Below are 17528 nucleotides of genomic sequence, written 5' to 3' on the forward strand. Positions count from 1 at the left end.
GGTCGCATTACGCACCCGGCTTTTTTTATGCCGCCTGTTCAGCAGTTTGCTGAGCCTTCAGCCAGGCAATCTCTTCTGCCCAGATGTCCGGATTAATGGTTTCAAGCACCATCGGAATACCGTCGAAGCGGGCGTCCTGCATGATAAAGCGAAACGCATCGTGGCCAATGTTGCCTTCGCCCAGGCTGTGGTGGCGGTCAACGCGGCTGCCAAAGGCGCTTTTCGCATCGTTTAAGTGCATTCCGCGCAGGTACTTAAAGCCAACTACGCGCTCGAACTCATCAAACGTGTTTTTCGTTGCCTCGGTGGTGCGAAGGTCATAACCGGCGGCAAACGCGTGGCAGGTATCAATGCACACGCCGACGCGGGATTTATCCTCCACGCCGTCGATAATCGCCGCCAGATGTTCGAACTTAAAGCCGAGGTTGCTGCCCTGACCGGCGGTATTCTCAATCACCGCGGTGACGCCTTTGGTCTTGTCCAGCGTGATGTTGATGGATTCGGCAATGCGCGCGAGACAGGCATCTTCATCGATCTGCATCAGATGGCTGCCAGGATGGAAGTTCAGCAGCGTCAGCCCAAGCTGCTCACAGCGCTGAACTTCATCAAGAAACGCCTCGCGGGATTTTTCCAGCGCCTCTTCAACCGGGTGCCCGAGGTTAATGAGATAGCTGTCGTGGGGAAGGATCTGGCCTGGCCCGTAGTGGTACTTCTCACAGGCAGCTTTGAAATCGTCAATCACCTCGGCGGTGAGCGGTGCGGCGCGCCACTGGCGCTGATTTTTGGTGAACAGGGCGAAAGCGGTCGCCTCAATTTCGGCGGCGCGAATGGCGGCATTCGCAAGGCCACCTGCAGCGCTGACGTGCGCTCCAACATATTTCATAAAGGGACTCCTGTTAACCCGAAATGCCTATGATAGCGGGTTAACAGGAGAAGGATGTAGTGGTTTATGCCATCAGGCTATGGACCGCGAGGTTAATCGCGCCGCCGCCGACAATCAGCCAGATGAAGAGTACCAGCGCCATCAGCAGCGGTTTCGCACCGGCTTTTTTCAGTGCGCTGACGTGTGTAGTCACCCCCAGGGCCGCCATGGCCATCGCCAGCAGTACGGTATCCAGCGTCACCAGCATATCCACTACCGATTTGGGCAGCAGGTGGAAGGAGTTAAAGATAGCGACCACGATAAACAGGATCGCAAACCATGGAATGGTGATTTTACTTTTCTGATTACTGTCCGCCGGTGCCAGCTGTTTAACCCGTGCAGCAAGGAAAATCAGGAACGGCGCCAGCATCATCACGCGCAGCATTTTGGCAATCACCGCCGCGTTTTCGGCTTCAGGGTTAATAGCATGTCCTGCCGCCACCACTTGGGCCACTTCGTGCATGGTCGAACCGATATAGATGCCGTAGGTTTCCGGGCTAAACCAGTGGGCAACCAGCGGATACATGGCCGGGTAGAGGAAAATCGCCAGCGTACCGAAGATCACCACCGTCGCTACCGCCACCGTCACCTTACTGGCTTCGGCTTTAACAACGGGTTCCGTTGCCAGCACCGCCGCGGCCCCACAGATACTGCTCCCGGCACCGATCAGCCAGCTGGTTTGCCTATCCAGGCCAAAGACTTTCTGGCCGATAAAACAGGCCAGCAAAAAGGTGCTGGTCAGGGTCAGGACGTCGATGGCGATCCCGCTCACGCCCACATCCGCAATCTGCGAAAAGGTGAGACGGAAGCCGTAAAGAATGATCCCAAGACGCAGCAGATGCTGCTTGGCAAAGATCACGCCGCCGTCGCAGGATTTCCAGATATGTGGATAAACGGTGTTACCCACGACCATGCCCAGCAAAATGGCCAGCGTCAGCGCGCTGAAGCCTGCGCCTGCGATGGCCGGGATGCTGCCGCCCCATAGCGCGACGGCGGTCACTGCGGCGCTGAGCGCAAGACCCGGCACGAAGTGCCACACTGTACGATGATGTTGTAAGGTGATTTCTGACATAACCTTCTCCTTTGTCTGGCTAAAGGTTACGGCGCTCTGGCTTAAAAATAAAATTGATTATATACTTATAATCAATCTATATAAGTGGTAAGTAACCATGCACATTACTCTGCGTCAGCTGGAAGTGTTTGTCGAGGTGCTGAAAAGCGGCTCGACGACCCAGGCGTCACAAATGCTGGCGCTCTCGCAGTCTGCGGTCAGCGCGGCGTTAACCGATCTTGAAGGACAGCTGGGCGTTCAGCTTTTTGACAGGGTAGGGAAGCGTCTGGTGGTCAACGAGCACGGTCGTCTTCTTTATCCGCGCGCGCTGGCGCTGCTGGAGCAGGCTATCGAAATCGAGCAGCTGTTCCGCGAAGACAACGGTGCGATCCGCGTCTACGCCAGCAGCACCATCGGGAACTACATCCTGCCGGAAGTGATTGCCCGCTACCGCCGGGATTTCCCGACCCTGCCGCTGGAGATGAGCGTGGGGAACAGCCAGGACGTCATCAACGCGGTGATCGACTTCCGGGTGGATATCGGCCTCATCGAAGGACCCTGCCATAACGTCGATATTATTGCCGAGCCCTGGCTGGAAGATGAGCTGGTGGTGTTTGCCTCCCCGGCCTCGTCTTTACTACAGGGAGAGGTGACGCTGGAACGCCTGGCGCAGGCGCAGTGGATCCTGCGCGAGCAGGGCTCCGGCACGCGTGAAATTGTCGATTATCTGCTGCTTTCTCATCTGCCGCATTTCCAGTTAGGGATGGAGCTTGGGAACTCTGAGGCCATCAAGCACGCGGTGCGCCACGGGCTCGGCATCAGCTGTCTTTCACGGCGCGTTATTGCCGAACAGCTGGAAACCGGATCGCTGGTTGAAATCCCCATCCCGCTGCCGAAGCTGGTGCGCACGCTGTGGTGCATTCATCATCGTCAGAAACACCTTTCCAGCTCGCTGCAGCGTTTTCTGCGCTATTGCGAAATCTGACATCGTCCCTCTCCCCAAAGAGGAGAGGGAAAAATTATGCTTTACTTATAATCTTGGCCCAGTCATGAAGCTCTCTTATAACTGAGTATTTCTGCCGGAAGGAACGCGGATCGTCTGCTACAATCGCGCCTCATTTAATAAATGGACAGCATTTTCATATGGTTTCAGAAATTAAAACCACAGAAGCGCCCACGCTACGTCGTGAACTCAAGGCGCGTCACCTGACGATGATCGCCATTGGCGGCTCCATCGGTACAGGTCTTTTCGTTGCCTCTGGCGCAACGATTTCGGCAGCAGGCCCGGGTGGGGCACTTTTCTCTTATATCCTGATTGGCCTGATGGTGTACTTCCTGATGACCAGTCTTGGCGAACTGGCCGCGTACATGCCGGTATCCGGTTCGTTCTCGACCTACGGTCAAAAATACGTTGAAGAAGGCTTTGGCTTCGCGCTGGGCTGGAACTACTGGTACAACTGGGCGGTCACTATCGCCGTTGACCTCGTTGCCGCACAGCTGGTGATGAACTGGTGGTTCCCGGATACGCCGGGCTGGATCTGGAGCGCCCTGTTCCTCGCCGTTATTTTCCTGCTGAACTACATTTCCGTGCGCGGTTTCGGCGAAGCGGAATACTGGTTCTCTTTGATCAAAGTGGCAACCGTCATCATCTTTATCGTCGTCGGTGTGGCGATGATCGTTGGTATTTTCAAAGGCGCAGAACCTGCGGGCTGGAGTAACTGGACGATAGGCGATGCGCCGTTTGCCGGTGGACTGTCGGCAATGATTGGCGTGGCAATGATTGTCGGCTTCTCCTTCCAGGGGACCGAGCTGATTGGCATCGCGGCCGGTGAGTCAGAGAACCCGGAGAAGAATATTCCGCGCGCGGTTCGTCAGGTCTTCTGGCGTATCTTGCTGTTCTATGTGTTCGCTATCCTGATTATCAGCCTGATCATCCCGTACACCGATCCAAGCCTGCTGCGTAATGACGTTAAAGACATTAGCGTCAGTCCGTTCACGCTGGTCTTCCAGCACGCCGGCCTGCTTTCAGCTGCGGCAGTGATGAACGCCGTTATCCTGACCGCTGTGCTTTCAGCCGGTAACTCCGGGATGTACGCGTCCACCCGTATGCTCTACACGCTGGCATGCGACGGTAAAGCGCCGCGTATTTTCGCGAAGCTGTCCCGTGGCGGCGTACCGCGTAACGCGCTGTACGCCACTACGGTGATCGCCGGTCTGTGCTTCCTGACCTCTATGTTTGGCAACCAGACGGTTTACCTGTGGCTGCTTAACACCTCCGGGATGACGGGCTTTATTGCCTGGCTGGGGATTGCCATTAGCCACTACCGTTTCCGCCGTGGCTTCGTCAAACAGGGTCACGATATTAACTCGCTGCCGTATCGCTCAGGGTTCTTCCCGCTGGGTCCCATTTTCGCCTTCATTCTGTGCCTGATCATTACGCTGGGACAGAACTATGAAGCGTTCCTGGCGGACACCATTGACTGGGGCGCCGTCACGGCGACCTACATTGGTATTCCGCTGTTCCTCGTTATCTGGTTTGGCTACAAGCTGACGAAAGGAACAAAATTCGTTCGCTACAGTGAAATGGAATTCCCGGAACGATTTAAACAATAACCGCACTTCCTCTCTTTTAACCCGCTCATTCGAGCGGGTTTTTTTATTCCCGTATCCTGAAACAAAGATATATTTCATAACAATTTAATTGATAATAATTATCGTTTGCTTTATCGTTATCACAAATAAGCGTGTCACCGACCCACCGCAGATGTGGGCGGCAGGGAAGACGCTGTGAGCAATGATGATTTGATTTAGTTGTATTTACCTCATGGAGATATGGAATGTTTAGGTTGAATCCCTTCGTCAGGGGAGGACTTTGTGCGTCCGCAATGTCCCTGGCCCTGCCTGTTATCGCAGCGGAATCCGGCGACACAATGGTTGTCACGGCCTCCGCGACCGAGCAAAACCTGAAAGACGCACCGGCAAGCATCAGCGTGATTACCCAGGAAGATTTGCAGCGCAAACCCGTTCAGAACCTGAAAGATGTGTTACGGGATGTGCCGGGCGTTCAGCTCACGAGCGAAGGGGACAACCGTAAAGGGGTAAGTATCCGTGGACTGGACAGCAGCTACACGCTGATCCTGATCGACGGCAAGCGCGTCAATTCCCGTAACGCGGTGTTCCGCCATAATGATTTCGACCTCAACTGGGTGCCGGTTGACGCCATCGAACGAATCGAAGTGGTGCGCGGACCGATGTCTTCTCTTTACGGCTCCGATGCGCTGGGCGGCGTGGTAAACATTATCACCAAAAAAATCGGCCAGAAATGGACGGGCACTCTGAGCGCCGATTCCACAATTCAGGAACATCGCGACCGTGGCGACACGTATAACGGTCAGTTCTATACCAGCGGTCCGCTGGTGGACGGTCTGCTGGGGCTGAAAGCCTACGGTAGCCTCGCGAAGCGTGAGAAAGACGGTCAACAGAAGTCCTCTACCACGGCGAGCGGTGAAACGCCGCGCATTGAAGGCTTTACCAGCCGCGATGCGAATGTGGAGTTCGCCTGGACGCCGTCTGAAAATCATGACTTTACGGCGGGCTACGGTTTCGACCGTCAGGATCGTGACTCTGATTCCCTCGACAAAAACCGCCTTGAGCGGCAGAACTACTCGCTCAGCCACAACGGCCGCTGGGGCGTCGGCAACAGCGAGCTGAAGGTTTACGGCGAAAAGGTAGATAACAAGAACCCGGGCAACAGCAATCCGATCACCTCCGAGAGCAACGCGGTGGACGGGAAATACGTGCTGCCGCTGGGCGAAATCAACCAGCTACTGACCTTCGGCGGCGAATGGCGTCACGATAAGCTGAAGGATCCTGTCAACCTGACGGGCGGTTCCAGCAGCAGTACGTCGACAAGCCAGTATGCCCTGTTCCTGGAGGACGAGTGGCGTATTTTTGAACCTCTGGCGCTGACCACCGGCATCCGTATGGACGACCATGATACCTACGGCGACCACTGGAGCCCGCGCGCCTATCTGGTCTACAACGCGACCGATACCGTAACGGTGAAAGGGGGCTGGGCTACCGCGTTTAAAGCGCCGTCTCTGCTGCAGCTGAGCCCGGACTGGGTCACCGGCTCGTGCCGCGGTGCCTGTGAGATTGTTGGTAACCCGGACCTGAAGCCGGAAACCAGCGAGAGCTTTGAATTCGGTCTGTACTACAGTGGGGAAGAGGGCTGGTTAGAGGGCGTGCAGGCCAGCGTCACCACCTTCCAGAATAATGTGGATGACCGTATCAGCATCAGCCGTACGGCCAATGCGAAACAGGCCCAGGGCTACACTAACTATGTTGGACTGAATGCTGACGGTGAACCGATTTTCCGGTATTACAACGTAAACAAGGCGCGCATCCGCGGGGTGGAAACAGAGGTAAAGTTCCCGGTTGCTGAAGACTGGAAGGTGACGCTGAACTACACCTACAACGACGGTCGTGATATCAGCAACGGCGGCAACAAGCCGCTGTCCGATCTGCCGTTCCACACCGCCAACGGGACCGTTGACTGGAAGGCAACGCAGGACTGGTCGTTCTATGTTCAGGGTAACTACACCGGTGAGAAACGCGCGCTGACCAGCAGTGCTCCAACGCCGGGTGGCTATGTCATCTGGAATACCGGCGCCGCGTGGCAGGTAACGAAAGCCGTTAAGCTACGCGCGGGCGTGCAGAACCTGCTGGACAAAGATCTGAGCCGTGACGATTACAGCTACACGGAAGATGGCCGTCGCTACTTTGTGGGCGTGGATTATAAGTTCTGATGTAGCCTGGATGCCCGGTGGCGCTTCGCTTGCCGGGCCTACAAAACCCACGAATGTAGGCCGGGTAAGGCGAAGCCGCCACCCGGCAATCGGCTGCACTTAGCCAAACAAATGCTCCGCATGGAAGCGAAGATGATCCTCAATAAAGGACGCGATGAAGTAATAGCTGTGATCGTATCCCGGCTGAATGCGCAGCGTCAGCGGCCAGTCTTTCTGGCGTGCCGCTTCTGCCAGCACCGCAGGCTGCAGCTGTCCGGCGAGAAACTGGTCCGCATCACCCTGATCGATAAGGGTGGGAATGGCCTCTTCAGCTTTGCTGGCCAGCATCAGCGCGCAGCTGTCCCATGCCTGCCATTTTTCCGCATCCTCACCCAAATAGTGTGTGAAGGCTTTCTGCCCCCACGGCACCTGCGTTGGGTTCACAATCGGCGCAAAGGCCGACGCGCTGACGTATTTCCCCGGATTTTTCAGCGCCATGATGAGCGCCCCGTGTCCGCCCATCGAGTGGCCGCTGATCGCGCAGCGCTCGCCAACCGCAAACTGCGACTGCACCAGCGCAGGAAGTTCATCGCGAAGGTAATCATACATGCGATAGTGGCGCGCCCAGGGCTGCTCGGTGGCATTGAGATAAAATCCGGCGCCTTTGCCCAGATCGTATCCCGCATCGTCGGCCACATCATCGCCGCGCGGGCTGGTATCAGGCATCACCAGCGCAATACCGAGCTCGGCGGCAATACGCTGCGCCCCCGCTTTGGTGGTGAAGTTTTCGTCGTTGCAGGTCAGGCCGGAAAGCCAGAACAGAACCGGCGGATTTTCCGTCGGCGGCAGGAAAATGCTGAACGTCATCGCACAGTTCAGGACGGTGGAGTCATGCCGCCAGCGCTGCTGTCGACCTTCAAAACAACGGTGCTCTTCGAGCAGTTCCATGCAGGGCTCCTTAATGAGAATGCGTATTCATAAAAACCATAATACAGCCTTTTCATTGACCTGTGAGCAACTTTCACTTTCGCCTGACGGCCAGATGCTGCATCATAAATTTACTTTTCTTTAACAATTGGAGCGGTCATGGCGCTGCGTATTGCGCTCAGTGGGTTTGTCGTTCTGGTGGTGGCGATGGGGATAGGACGCTTTGCCTTTACGCCTCAGGTGCCGCTGATGATTGCTGCCGGGCAGCTTACGTTGACCAGCGCGGGTCTGGTCGCGGCGATGAACTATCTGGGCTATCTGGTGGGCGCATGGGATGCCATGCGCGCGCACCGCTTTGTGGAAACGCGCCTCTGGCTTGGCATCACCGGCGCGGTGGCGCTGACGCTGCTCTCCGCGGCGGCGGATAACGCCGTCGTACACGGCCTGCTGCGTTTTGTGATTGGCTGCATGAGCGGCTGGTCGATGGTACTGATTGCCGCCTGGACTAACGAACGGCTTGGGCAGTTGGGTAAACCGGGCCTGAGCGCTGCCGTATTTGCCGGACCGGGGGCGGGCATTGCCCTGAGCGGGCTGCTCGCCGTCTATATCCAGGCGAAGTCCCTGTCGGCCGGGGCGGCATGGCAAATCTACGGCGTGCTGGCGCTGGTGCTGATTGCGCTGGTGGCGCGCTACCTGCCGCGATCCGGTCAGCTCCATCGACCGGGCACCGCACCAGAGCCGCTGGTGCTGACGGCGGATTTAAAACGCCTGGTCTGGAGCTACAGTCTGGCTGGCTTTGGATATATCCTCCCGGCGACCTTCCTTTCGCAAATGGCGGCGGTGCGTTTTCCCGGCAGCCTGTTTGCGCAGTTCGTCTGGCCGATTTTTGGTATCGCCGCCGTGGTGGGGATAGCGCTCAGTATTCTTTTACGCCATACCTCAACGGCTAACCGCAGGCTGGCTATAGTCCTGTGGTTACAGGGGGCGGGCGTGCTGGCGGCCTGGCTGCTGCCGGGGATTGGCGGATTGCTGACGGGTGGGCTGCTGGTGGGCGGCGGCTTTTTGTGTGCCGTGCAGCTCTCTCTTTTATACGGTCGCGAGCTGGCGCCAAACCACACGCGCTATATGGCAGGCCTGCTCACCACCGGGTATGCGATTGGTCAGTTGATTGGGCCAGTCACCTCGGCGTTATCAACCTGGCTTACCCACCGGCTGGAGCCCGCGCTTGGCCTGGCGGGCATTGCGCTGTTCGTTGGAGGAGCGTTGGTCTGGAATCGTCACGCTGAAAGGCAACAGCAATTGCAATAATTATCGTCGTGAATACTGGATTATGTGCGTCGCCTCACGCACAATGAGCGCATACTTTTGCCACAACGAGGGCAAAAGACGCCACACCTGCAGGAGAACAAAATGTCATCACTCAGTAAAGAAGCTGCCCTGGTCCACGAAGCCCTGGTTGCGCGCGGTCTTGAAACGCCACTGCGTCCGCCCGTACAGGATTTGGACAATGAAACCCGCAAGCGTCTGATTGCCGGTCATATGACCGAAATCATGGAGCTGCTGAATCTCGATCTGAGTGACGACAGTCTGATGGAGACGCCGCACCGCATCGCGAAAATGTACGTCGACGAAATTTTCTCCGGCCTGGATTACGCCAACTTCCCGAAAATCACCGTCATTGAAAACAAGATGAAAGTGGATGAGATGGTGACGGTGCGTGATATCACGCTGACCAGCACCTGCGAACACCATTTCGTGACCATCGACGGTAAAGCGACCGTGGCGTATATCCCCAAAGATACGGTGATTGGCCTGTCGAAGATCAACCGCATCGTGCAGTTCTTTGCCCAGCGTCCGCAGGTGCAGGAGCGTCTGACGCAGCAGATCCTGACCGCGCTGCAAACGCTGCTGGGCACCAATAACGTGGCCGTCTCTATCGACGCGGTTCACTACTGCGTGAAGGCGCGCGGCGTGCGTGATGCGACCAGTGCAACGACCACCACCTCGCTGGGCGGCCTGTTTAAGTCAAGCCAGAATACCCGCCAGGAGTTCCTGCGCGCCGTACGTCATCACAACTAAGTCTTACAGGGCAGGGACCATGGAGCGAAACGTCACGCTCGATTTTGTTCGCGGCGTCGCCATTCTCGGTATCCTGCTGCTTAATATCGCCGCCTTCGGTTTGCCGAAGGCGGCTTATCTCAATCCTGCGTGGTATGGCGACATCACGCGCAGTGATGCCTGGACGTGGGCGATCCTCGATCTCTTTGCGCAGGTCAAATTCCTCACGCTCTTTGCCCTGCTGTTTGGCGCAGGCCTGCAGCTTCTCCTCAAACGCGGTACGCGCTGGATCCAGTCGCGCCTGACGCTGCTGGTTATCCTCGGCTTTATCCACGGCCTGTTCTTCTGGGACGGCGATATTCTTCTCGCGTATGGGTTAGTCGGGCTCATCTGCTGGCGCCTCATTCGCGATGCGCACAGCGTAAAAAGCCTGTTTAACACCGGCGTGATGCTGTATGTGATGGGGCTTGGCGTCCTGCTATTGCTGGGGATGATCTCCGGCGAGGCGACAAACCGTTCATGGATCCCGGATGCCGCTAACCTGCAGTACGAACAGTTCTGGAAGCTGAAAGGCGGTACGGAAGCGATAAGCAACCGTGCGGATATGCTGGGGGACAACCTCCTTGCGCTGGGCGCGCAATACGGCTGGCAGCTGGCGGGCATGATGCTGATGGGCGCGTCATTGATGCGCACCGGCTGGCTGAAAGGAGAATTCAGCCTGCGTCACTATCGTCGTACCGGCGCCGGTCTGGTGCTGCTCGGCGTGCTGATTAACCTCCCGGCGGTGATTGTGCAGTGGCATATCCACTGGGATTACCGCTGGTGCGCGTTTCTGCTCCAGGTGCCGCGTGAACTGAGCGCGCCGTTCCAGACCATCGGCTACGCGGCGCTGATCTATGGCTTCTGGCCAACGCTTTCCCGCCTGTGGATTGTCAGCGCTATCGCCTGCGTGGGCCGAATGGCGTTGAGCAATTACCTCCTGCAAACGCTCATATGCACCACGCTTTTCTATCGCTTTGGCCTGTTTATGAAATTCGACCGCCTTACGCTGCTGGCGTTTGTTATTCCGGTCTGGGTGGTAAACCTGGCGTTTTCTGTTCTCTGGCTACGCTATTTCCGCCAGGGACCGCTGGAGTGGGTGTGGCGTCAGTTAACCGCATATGCTTCAGGGGTATCATTGAAAAACACATCCAGATAACGATCTGGATCACAATCATTAACAAAACGGATGTAAGCGTTTTCATGACTGTGAGCTTCTTCACGTAGTCCCCTTTCTCTCGCTGCCAAAATAGCCACCTTGCTAAACACAGGGGGTGTCTGTGAGTTGCTGCAATCCTTTGAAGGATGGTGAATATGATCACCATTCGTGACGTCGCCCGTCAGGCGGGCGTTTCTGTGGCTACCGTCTCACGCGTGCTGAACAATAGCGCGCTGGTCAGCCCTGAAACCCGAGAAACCGTAATGAAAGCCGTGACCCAGCTCGGGTACCGGCCAAATGCCAATGCCCAGGCGCTTGCGACGCAGGTCAGCGACACCATCGGCGTGGTGGTGATGGATGTCTCGGATGCCTTTTTCGGCGCGCTGGTGAAAGCGGTCGACATGGTGGCACAGCAGCATCAGAAATATGTCCTGATCGGCAACAGCTATCATGAGGCGGAAAAAGAGCGTCATGCCATTGAAGTGCTGATCCGTCAGCGCTGTAACGCCCTGATTGTCCATTCAAAAGCCTTGAGCGATGAAGAGCTAACCGGATTAATGGAGCAGATCCCGGGCATGGTGCTGATCAACCGCATCGTCCCCGGCTATGCTCACCGCTGCGTCGGGCTCGATAACGTCAGCGGCGCCATGATGGCCACGAAAATGCTCATCAACAACGGGCATCAGCGGATCGGTTATCTGGCCTCAAGCCATCAGATTGAAGATGACGAACTGCGGCACGAAGGCTGGCAAAATGCCCTGAAAGAGCACGGCATTACGCCATCCGAAAGCTGGGTGGGGACCGGCACGCCGGACATGCAGGGCGGTGAAGCGGCGATGGTGGAGCTGCTGGGCCGCAATCTGCAGCTGTCTGCGGTGTTTGCCTATAACGACAGCATGGCGGCTGGCGCCCTGACGGCGCTGAAGGATAACGGCATTGCGGTGCCACAGCATTTGTCACTCATTGGTTTTGATGATATCCCGATTGCCCGTTACACCGACCCGCAGCTGACAACGGTGCGCTACCCCATTGCCTCTATGGCGAAACTGGCGACTGAGCTGGCATTACAGGGAGCGGCAGGGCTGCTGGATCCGGGCGCAACGCACTGTTTCATGCCGACTTTAGTACGTCGCCACTCCGTCGCGGCCCGGCAAATTGTGGTTCCGATCACTAACTGATTAGATCAGGTGATGTAACCGTTTTCAATCTGTGAGTAAATTCACAGTATCTTAACAAGGCGCTGACTATGATGTCAGCGTTTTAGGGGCTGAAACGCTATGTAACAGTGATTATTCACTTTCACTATAGCCAATGTGCCGCAAACAACGAATAAAACGCATTTCTGGAGCGTTACCGAACACGGAAGAGAGAAATTTTATAAGTGAACTTCGGCTGTCAGTAACGTTTTATTAACACCTGCCCGCCGATCGTTATTCACAAGAACTACCCTGCATAAAAAAACCGGAGATACCATGAATAAGAAGGTGTTGACCCTGTCTGCTGTAATGGCAAGCATGCTTTTTGGTGCAGCAGCGCACGCTGCGGATACCCGTATTGGTGTGACCATCTATAAATACGACGACAACTTCATGTCTGTTGTGCGTAAAGCGATTGAGAAAGATGCGAAAGCAGCGCCAGACGTTCAGCTGCTGATGAACGACTCCCAGAATGACCAGTCCAAACAGAACGACCAGATCGACGTTCTGCTGGCGAAAGGCGTGAAAGCCCTGGCCATCAACCTGGTTGACCCGGCTGCAGCAGGCACGGTCATTGAAAAAGCGCGCGGTCAGAACGTGCCGATCGTCTTCTTCAACAAAGAACCTTCCCGTAAGGCGCTGGATAGCTACGACAAAGCGTATTACGTCGGTACTGACTCTAAAGAGTCCGGTATTATTCAGGGCGATTTGATCGCGAAACACTGGGCGGCGAACCCGAACTGGGACCTGAATAAAGACGGTCAGATTCAGTTCGTGCTGCTGAAAGGCGAGCCAGGCCACCCGGATGCTGAAGCGCGTACTACCTACGTCATTAAAGAGCTGAACGACAAGGGCCTGAAAACCCAGCAGCTGGCGTTAGATACCGCGATGTGGGATACCGCTCAGGCGAAAGATAAGATGGACGCATGGCTGTCCGGCCCTAATGCCAACAAAATCGAAGTCGTTATCGCCAACAACGATGCGATGGCAATGGGTGCGGTAGAAGCGCTGAAAGCACACAACAAATCCTCAATCCCGGTATTCGGCGTGGATGCACTGCCAGAAGCGCTGGCGCTGGTTAAATCCGGTGCGATGGCCGGTACCGTGCTGAACGATGCCAACAACCAGGCGAAAGCCACCTTCGATCTGGCGAAAAACCTCGCCGATGGCAAAGGCGCGGCAGATGGCACCAACTGGAAAATTGACAACAAAATCGTTCGCGTACCTTACGTGGGCGTAGACCAGTCCAACCTGGCTGAGTTTATCGGTAAATAAGTTAGCGGTACTGTCTCCACTGGGCGCAATTCGTTGCGCCCTTTTATAACGCGATATGCGAGGCCAACAAGGTATAATTATGGTCAGCACAACAACTCAGTCATCCGGTGAATACCTGTTGGAAATGAGCGGTATCAACAAGTCATTTCCCGGCGTTAAGGCACTCGATAATGTTAATTTAAAAGTTCGTCCTCACTCTATTCATGCCTTAATGGGGGAGAACGGTGCGGGTAAATCAACATTATTAAAATGTCTTTTTGGGATCTATCAAAAAGATTCTGGCAGCATTCTTTTTCAGGGGAAAGAGATCGATTTCCATTCAGCGAAAGAAGCACTGGAAAACGGTATCTCGATGGTTCACCAGGAATTAAACCTGGTGCTGCAGCGTTCAGTTATGGATAACATGTGGTTGGGACGTTATCCAACCAAAGGTGTCTTTGTCGATCAGGACAAAATGTATCGCGACACCAAAGCGATTTTCGACGAGCTGGATATTGATATCGATCCGCGCGCCCGCGTGGGAACATTATCCGTCTCCCAGATGCAGATGATCGAAATCGCCAAAGCGTTCTCCTATGATGCGAAAATCGTCATCATGGACGAACCGACATCGTCATTAACGGAAAAAGAGGTTAACCACCTTTTTACCATTATTCGTAAGCTAAAAGATCGCGGCTGCGGCATTGTGTACATCTCACACAAAATGGAAGAGATCTTCCAGCTGTGCGATGAGATCACCATCCTGCGCGACGGTCAGTGGATTGCCACGCAGCCGCTGGAAGGGCTGGACATGGACAAGATCATCGCCATGATGGTCGGCCGTTCCCTGAACCAGCGCTTCCCTGACAAAGAAAACAAGCCGGGTGAAGTGATTCTGGAAGTGCGCAACCTGACCTCGTTACGTCAGCCGTCTATACGCGATGTCTCCTTCGACCTGCATAAAGGTGAAATCCTGGGGATTGCCGGCCTGGTCGGGGCAAAACGTACCGATATTGTGGAAACCCTGTTTGGTATCCGTGAGAAAGCTCAAGGCACCATTACGCTGCACGGTAAGAAAATTAACAACCACAACGCCAACGAAGCTATTAATAATGGTTTCGCGCTGGTGACGGAAGAGCGTCGGTCGACCGGTATTTATGCTTATCTGGATATTAACTTTAACTCGTTAATTTCTAACATTCGCAATTACAAAAACAAAGTCGGGCTGCTGGATAACTCCCGCATGAAGAGCGATACCCAATGGGTGATTGACTCCATGCGCGTGAAAACGCCAGGCCATCGCACCCAAATTGGTTCGCTGTCAGGCGGTAACCAGCAGAAAGTGATTATCGGCCGTTGGTTATTAACCCAGCCAGAAATTCTGATGCTGGATGAACCTACCCGCGGTATTGACGTCGGCGCGAAGTTTGAAATTTATCAGCTGATTGCCGAGCTGGCGAAAAAGAATAAAGGGATCATTATTATTTCTTCCGAAATGCCGGAATTGTTAGGGATCACGGACCGTATTCTGGTTATGAGCAATGGTCTCGTCGCCGGTATTGTTGACACCAAAACGACAACGCAAAACGAAATTTTGCGTCTTGCGTCTTTGCACCTTTAAGATCAGGGGCTCCTCATGAGTGCGTTAAATAAAAAAAGTTTTCTCACTTACCTGAAAGAAGGCGGTATTTACGTTGTTCTTTTAGTCTTGCTGGCAATCATCATTTTCCAGGACCCTACGTTCTTAAGCCTGCTGAACCTGAGTAACATTCTGACCCAGTCCTCCGTGCGTATTATCATTGCGCTGGGCGTGGCGGGCCTGATCGTGACCCAGGGGACGGACCTTTCTGCCGGTCGCCAGGTGGGTCTGGCGGCGGTTATCGCGGCAACTCTGCTGCAGTCGATGGAAAACGCTAACAAGGTCTTCCCGGAAATGGCCACCATGCCGATTTTCGTGGTGATCCTGATTGTCTGCGCCATCGGTGCGGTGATTGGTCTGATCAACGGAATTATCATCGCCTACCTGAACGTGACGCCGTTTATCACCACCCTGGGTACGATGATCATCGTTTACGGTATCAACTCCCTGTACTACGACTTCGTCGGCGCTTCGCCAATCTCGGGCTTTGACAGCGGCTTCTCGACCTTTACGCAAGGGTTTATTGCGCTTGGCAGCTTCCGCCTGTCGTACATCACCTTCTATGCGCTGATTGCGGTGGCCTTCGTCTGGATCCTGTGGAACAAAACGCGCTTCGGCAAAAACATCTTCGCCATCGGCGGTAACCCGGAAGCGGCGAAAGTCTCCGGCGTTAACGTAGCTCTGAACCTGCTCATCATCTATGCCCTGTCCGGCGTGTTCTACGCCTTCGGTGGGATGCTGGAAGCGGGCCGTATCGGCTCTGCAACCAACAACCTCGGCTTCATGTATGAGCTGGATGCGATCGCAGCCTGCGTGGTGGGCGGCGTCTCCTTCAGCGGCGGTGTGGGTACGGTACTGGGCGTGGTGACCGGTGTGATCATTTTCACCGTCATCAACTACGGGTTGACCTATATCGGCGTGAACCCGTACTGGCAGTACATCATCAAGGGCGCCATCATTATCTTCGCGGTTGCGCTGGATTCACTGAAGTACGCCCGTAAGAAGTAATCGTCTCTCTCCATACCCGGCCCGCTCACCGAGCGGGCTTTTTTTATGCTCTATGCCAGATGGGACTCCTCTCGGGTCACAATGCGCTCAAACCAGTCGAGTTCAGAGAGCTTGCAGGCGACCCACTGTTCGGAAAAGGCATCGCCCAGGCTGTCGGTGAGATACTGACAGCGGGCAAAGGCCTCAATCGCCTCCTGCTGGAACAGCGGCAGTTCCGGTTGGTCGTGCTGCGGTTCAGGGAGATCCCCCTCGTCGATATGTTCCAGCCCGTACAGCATGCCGGTCAGGATAGTGGCCGCCACCAGATACGGATTCGCATCGGCCCCGGCCAGCCGGTATTCGATACGACGGTTACTCTCATCCGAGCAGGGAATACGCAGGGCGGCGGAGCGGGTGTTATAGCCCCAGGAGTTAAAGACGGGTTCCGTCAGGCTTTTACGCAGGCGACGAAACGCGTTGACGCCTGGCGCAAGAATGGCGACGGAGGCGGGCATCAGCGCCAGCTGGCCCGCGACGCACAAACGTATCATGCTGTTAAGCGCGTTCACCGGGGAAGCAAAGACGTTTTCGCCGTGACGATTGTTCAGGCTGAAATGGAAGTGCAGGCCGCTGCCGGCAAGCTGGCTGAAAGGCTTAGCCATAAAGTTGGCCTGCAGACCGTGCTTTTCAGCAACGTAACGGGTCAGGCGACGAAGCGCCAGCACGTTATCGCAGACCTCAACGACGCGATGGCTGTGCTTCAGGTTTAATTCGTACTGTCCGGACTCGGCTTCCGCTACGACCCCTGACAGCGGGATGCGCTGCAGGTGGGCCAGCTGTTCCAGCTCGTCAAACAGCGCCGCATGCGCCGACGAGGTATCCATGTGAAAACAGCCCTGATTTTGCGGATCGCGTTCGCCCTGTCCCGTCAGATAGAACTCGATTTCCGGGGCAATGACCGGGAAAAGGCCGTGCTGGTGGAAGCGGGCCACGACGTTCTGCAGTATCGCGCGCGGTTCAAGCGGGCAGGGGTTACCGTCGCTGTCTTTCATCGTCAGCAGGATCTGCGCCGTGTGCTCTGGATCCTGCGGACAGGGGCGCAAAGAGCCGGCGACCGGGACGCACAGCCGGTCGGGTTCATCATAAAGCGAGGCGGCGATTTTTCCCTTCTGGTCCATTGAGTAGACGGAAAGCGGAAAATAACAGCCTTTTTCCAGATTCAGCATGCTCTCTACCGAGAGGCGCTTGCCGCGCATCGTGCCGTTGATATCGTTCAGGTAAACGTCAACATGTTTCGTTTGCGGGTAACGTTCCAGGTAATCGGCCACTTCCACGGCAACGTTGTGCTGCAGGGCGTCAATTTTTTCATCCAGCCAGAGACCAGAATTAAGTGCGCCAGGGAGTGATAAACCGGGAAAGTTAAAGTAGGGGCGGAGACTTTTGAGGAAAAACGCATTCATTATCGAGTTCATAGTCATTCTTCAATGAAGCCGTAGCGGCAGTGAACTC

14 protein-coding genes are annotated in these 17528 nt (G+C 55.5%); 10 read left to right on the top strand and 4 right to left on the bottom strand.

Annotated features, from left to right (window positions below; genetic code table 11):
- Positions 1-25: 25 nt before the first annotated feature.
- Positions 26-883 carry a deoxyribonuclease IV gene (gene nfo, locus LRM19_RS10110; protein ID WP_127731690.1) on the bottom strand — a complete coding sequence of 286 codons (858 nt, stop codon included), beginning with the start codon at positions 881-883 and terminating at the stop codon, positions 26-28.
- A gap of 64 nt (positions 884-947) precedes the next feature.
- Positions 948-1994, bottom strand: coding sequence for a YeiH family protein (locus tag LRM19_RS10115; protein WP_143345329.1), 1047 nt, complete (start codon positions 1992-1994; stop codon positions 948-950).
- A gap of 97 nt (positions 1995-2091) precedes the next feature.
- On the opposite strand from LRM19_RS10115, the gene yieE reads away from it, so the two are divergent.
- From yieE to cirA, 3 genes are all read left to right on the top strand, one after another.
- Positions 2092-2958, top strand: coding sequence for a DNA-binding transcriptional regulator YeiE (gene yieE / locus LRM19_RS10120; RefSeq protein ID WP_271368644.1), 867 nt, complete (start codon positions 2092-2094; stop codon positions 2956-2958).
- A 158-nt stretch (positions 2959-3116) separates the two neighbouring features.
- Positions 3117-4586, top strand: coding sequence for an amino acid permease (locus LRM19_RS10125; RefSeq protein WP_121425315.1), 1470 nt, complete (start codon positions 3117-3119; stop codon positions 4584-4586).
- A gap of 224 nt (positions 4587-4810) precedes the next feature.
- Positions 4811-6781, top strand: coding sequence for a catecholate siderophore receptor CirA (cirA, locus tag LRM19_RS10130; protein ID WP_115875854.1), 1971 nt, complete (start codon positions 4811-4813; stop codon positions 6779-6781).
- 99 nt (positions 6782-6880) lie between these two features.
- Here the strand turns inward: cirA and fghA are convergent, their stop codons facing one another.
- Positions 6881-7708 carry an S-formylglutathione hydrolase gene (fghA, locus tag LRM19_RS10135; RefSeq protein ID WP_271368645.1) on the bottom strand — a complete coding sequence of 276 codons (828 nt, stop codon included), beginning with the start codon at positions 7706-7708 and terminating at the stop codon, positions 6881-6883.
- A 138-nt stretch (positions 7709-7846) separates the two neighbouring features.
- Between fghA and LRM19_RS10140 the strand changes: the two genes are divergently transcribed.
- From LRM19_RS10140 to mglC, 7 genes are all read left to right on the top strand, one after another.
- Positions 7847-8995: a YbfB/YjiJ family MFS transporter gene (locus tag LRM19_RS10140; protein ID WP_194400536.1), complete on the top strand. Its 1149-nt coding sequence runs from the start codon at positions 7847-7849 to the stop codon at positions 8993-8995.
- A gap of 102 nt (positions 8996-9097) precedes the next feature.
- Positions 9098-9766: a GTP cyclohydrolase I FolE gene (gene folE, locus LRM19_RS10145; protein WP_023312471.1), complete on the top strand. Its 669-nt coding sequence runs from the start codon at positions 9098-9100 to the stop codon at positions 9764-9766.
- 19 nt (positions 9767-9785) lie between these two features.
- On the top strand, positions 9786-10943 hold the full coding sequence (gene yeiB / locus LRM19_RS10150; protein WP_271368646.1) for a DUF418 domain-containing protein YeiB: 1158 nt from the start codon (positions 9786-9788) through the stop codon (positions 10941-10943).
- Positions 10944-11098: 155 nt separating this feature from the next.
- Positions 11099-12121 carry an HTH-type transcriptional regulator GalS gene (gene galS, locus LRM19_RS10155; RefSeq protein ID WP_149366476.1) on the top strand — a complete coding sequence of 341 codons (1023 nt, stop codon included), beginning with the start codon at positions 11099-11101 and terminating at the stop codon, positions 12119-12121.
- A gap of 294 nt (positions 12122-12415) precedes the next feature.
- Entirely contained in the window at positions 12416-13414 is a 999-nt protein-coding gene (gene mglB / locus LRM19_RS10160; RefSeq protein WP_008500923.1) for a galactose/glucose ABC transporter substrate-binding protein MglB, read from the top strand.
- A gap of 79 nt (positions 13415-13493) precedes the next feature.
- Positions 13494-15014, top strand: coding sequence for a galactose/methyl galactoside ABC transporter ATP-binding protein MglA (gene mglA, locus LRM19_RS10165; RefSeq protein WP_047174129.1), 1521 nt, complete (start codon positions 13494-13496; stop codon positions 15012-15014).
- Between the two features lie 15 nt (positions 15015-15029).
- The gene (gene mglC / locus LRM19_RS10170) at positions 15030-16040 is read left to right on the top strand and encodes a galactose/methyl galactoside ABC transporter permease MglC (protein ID WP_008500921.1); all 1011 of its coding nucleotides are present in this window, start codon (positions 15030-15032) and stop codon (positions 16038-16040) included.
- 50 nt (positions 16041-16090) lie between these two features.
- On the opposite strand, the gene LRM19_RS10175 is transcribed toward mglC, so the two are convergent.
- Positions 16091-17479 carry a glutamine synthetase family protein gene (locus LRM19_RS10175; protein WP_271368678.1) on the bottom strand — a complete coding sequence of 463 codons (1389 nt, stop codon included), beginning with the start codon at positions 17477-17479 and terminating at the stop codon, positions 16091-16093.
- Positions 17480-17528: the final 49 nt, after the last annotated feature.

This window comes from Enterobacter sp. PI-10 (assembly GCF_027947695.1).
Classification (GTDB): domain Bacteria; phylum Pseudomonadota; class Gammaproteobacteria; order Enterobacterales; family Enterobacteriaceae; genus Enterobacter; species Enterobacter vonholyi.

Coding starts and splice junctions, on each gene's coding strand:
- nfo (WP_127731690.1), bottom strand. CDS start 883: ATGAAATATGTTGGAGCGCACGTCAGCGCTGCAGGTGGCCTTGCGAAT.
- LRM19_RS10115 (WP_143345329.1), bottom strand. CDS start 1,994: ATGTCAGAAATCACCTTACAACATCATCGTACAGTGTGGCACTTCGTG.
- yieE (WP_271368644.1), top strand. CDS start 2,092: ATGCACATTACTCTGCGTCAGCTGGAAGTGTTTGTCGAGGTGCTGAAA.
- LRM19_RS10125 (WP_121425315.1), top strand. CDS start 3,117: ATGGTTTCAGAAATTAAAACCACAGAAGCGCCCACGCTACGTCGTGAA.
- cirA (WP_115875854.1), top strand. CDS start 4,811: ATGTTTAGGTTGAATCCCTTCGTCAGGGGAGGACTTTGTGCGTCCGCA.
- fghA (WP_271368645.1), bottom strand. CDS start 7,708: ATGGAACTGCTCGAAGAGCACCGTTGTTTTGAAGGTCGACAGCAGCGC.
- LRM19_RS10140 (WP_194400536.1), top strand. CDS start 7,847: ATGGCGCTGCGTATTGCGCTCAGTGGGTTTGTCGTTCTGGTGGTGGCG.
- folE (WP_023312471.1), top strand. CDS start 9,098: ATGTCATCACTCAGTAAAGAAGCTGCCCTGGTCCACGAAGCCCTGGTT.
- yeiB (WP_271368646.1), top strand. CDS start 9,786: ATGGAGCGAAACGTCACGCTCGATTTTGTTCGCGGCGTCGCCATTCTC.
- galS (WP_149366476.1), top strand. CDS start 11,099: ATGATCACCATTCGTGACGTCGCCCGTCAGGCGGGCGTTTCTGTGGCT.
- mglB (WP_008500923.1), top strand. CDS start 12,416: ATGAATAAGAAGGTGTTGACCCTGTCTGCTGTAATGGCAAGCATGCTT.
- mglA (WP_047174129.1), top strand. CDS start 13,494: ATGGTCAGCACAACAACTCAGTCATCCGGTGAATACCTGTTGGAAATG.
- mglC (WP_008500921.1), top strand. CDS start 15,030: ATGAGTGCGTTAAATAAAAAAAGTTTTCTCACTTACCTGAAAGAAGGC.
- LRM19_RS10175 (WP_271368678.1), bottom strand. CDS start 17,479: ATGAATGCGTTTTTCCTCAAAAGTCTCCGCCCCTACTTTAACTTTCCC.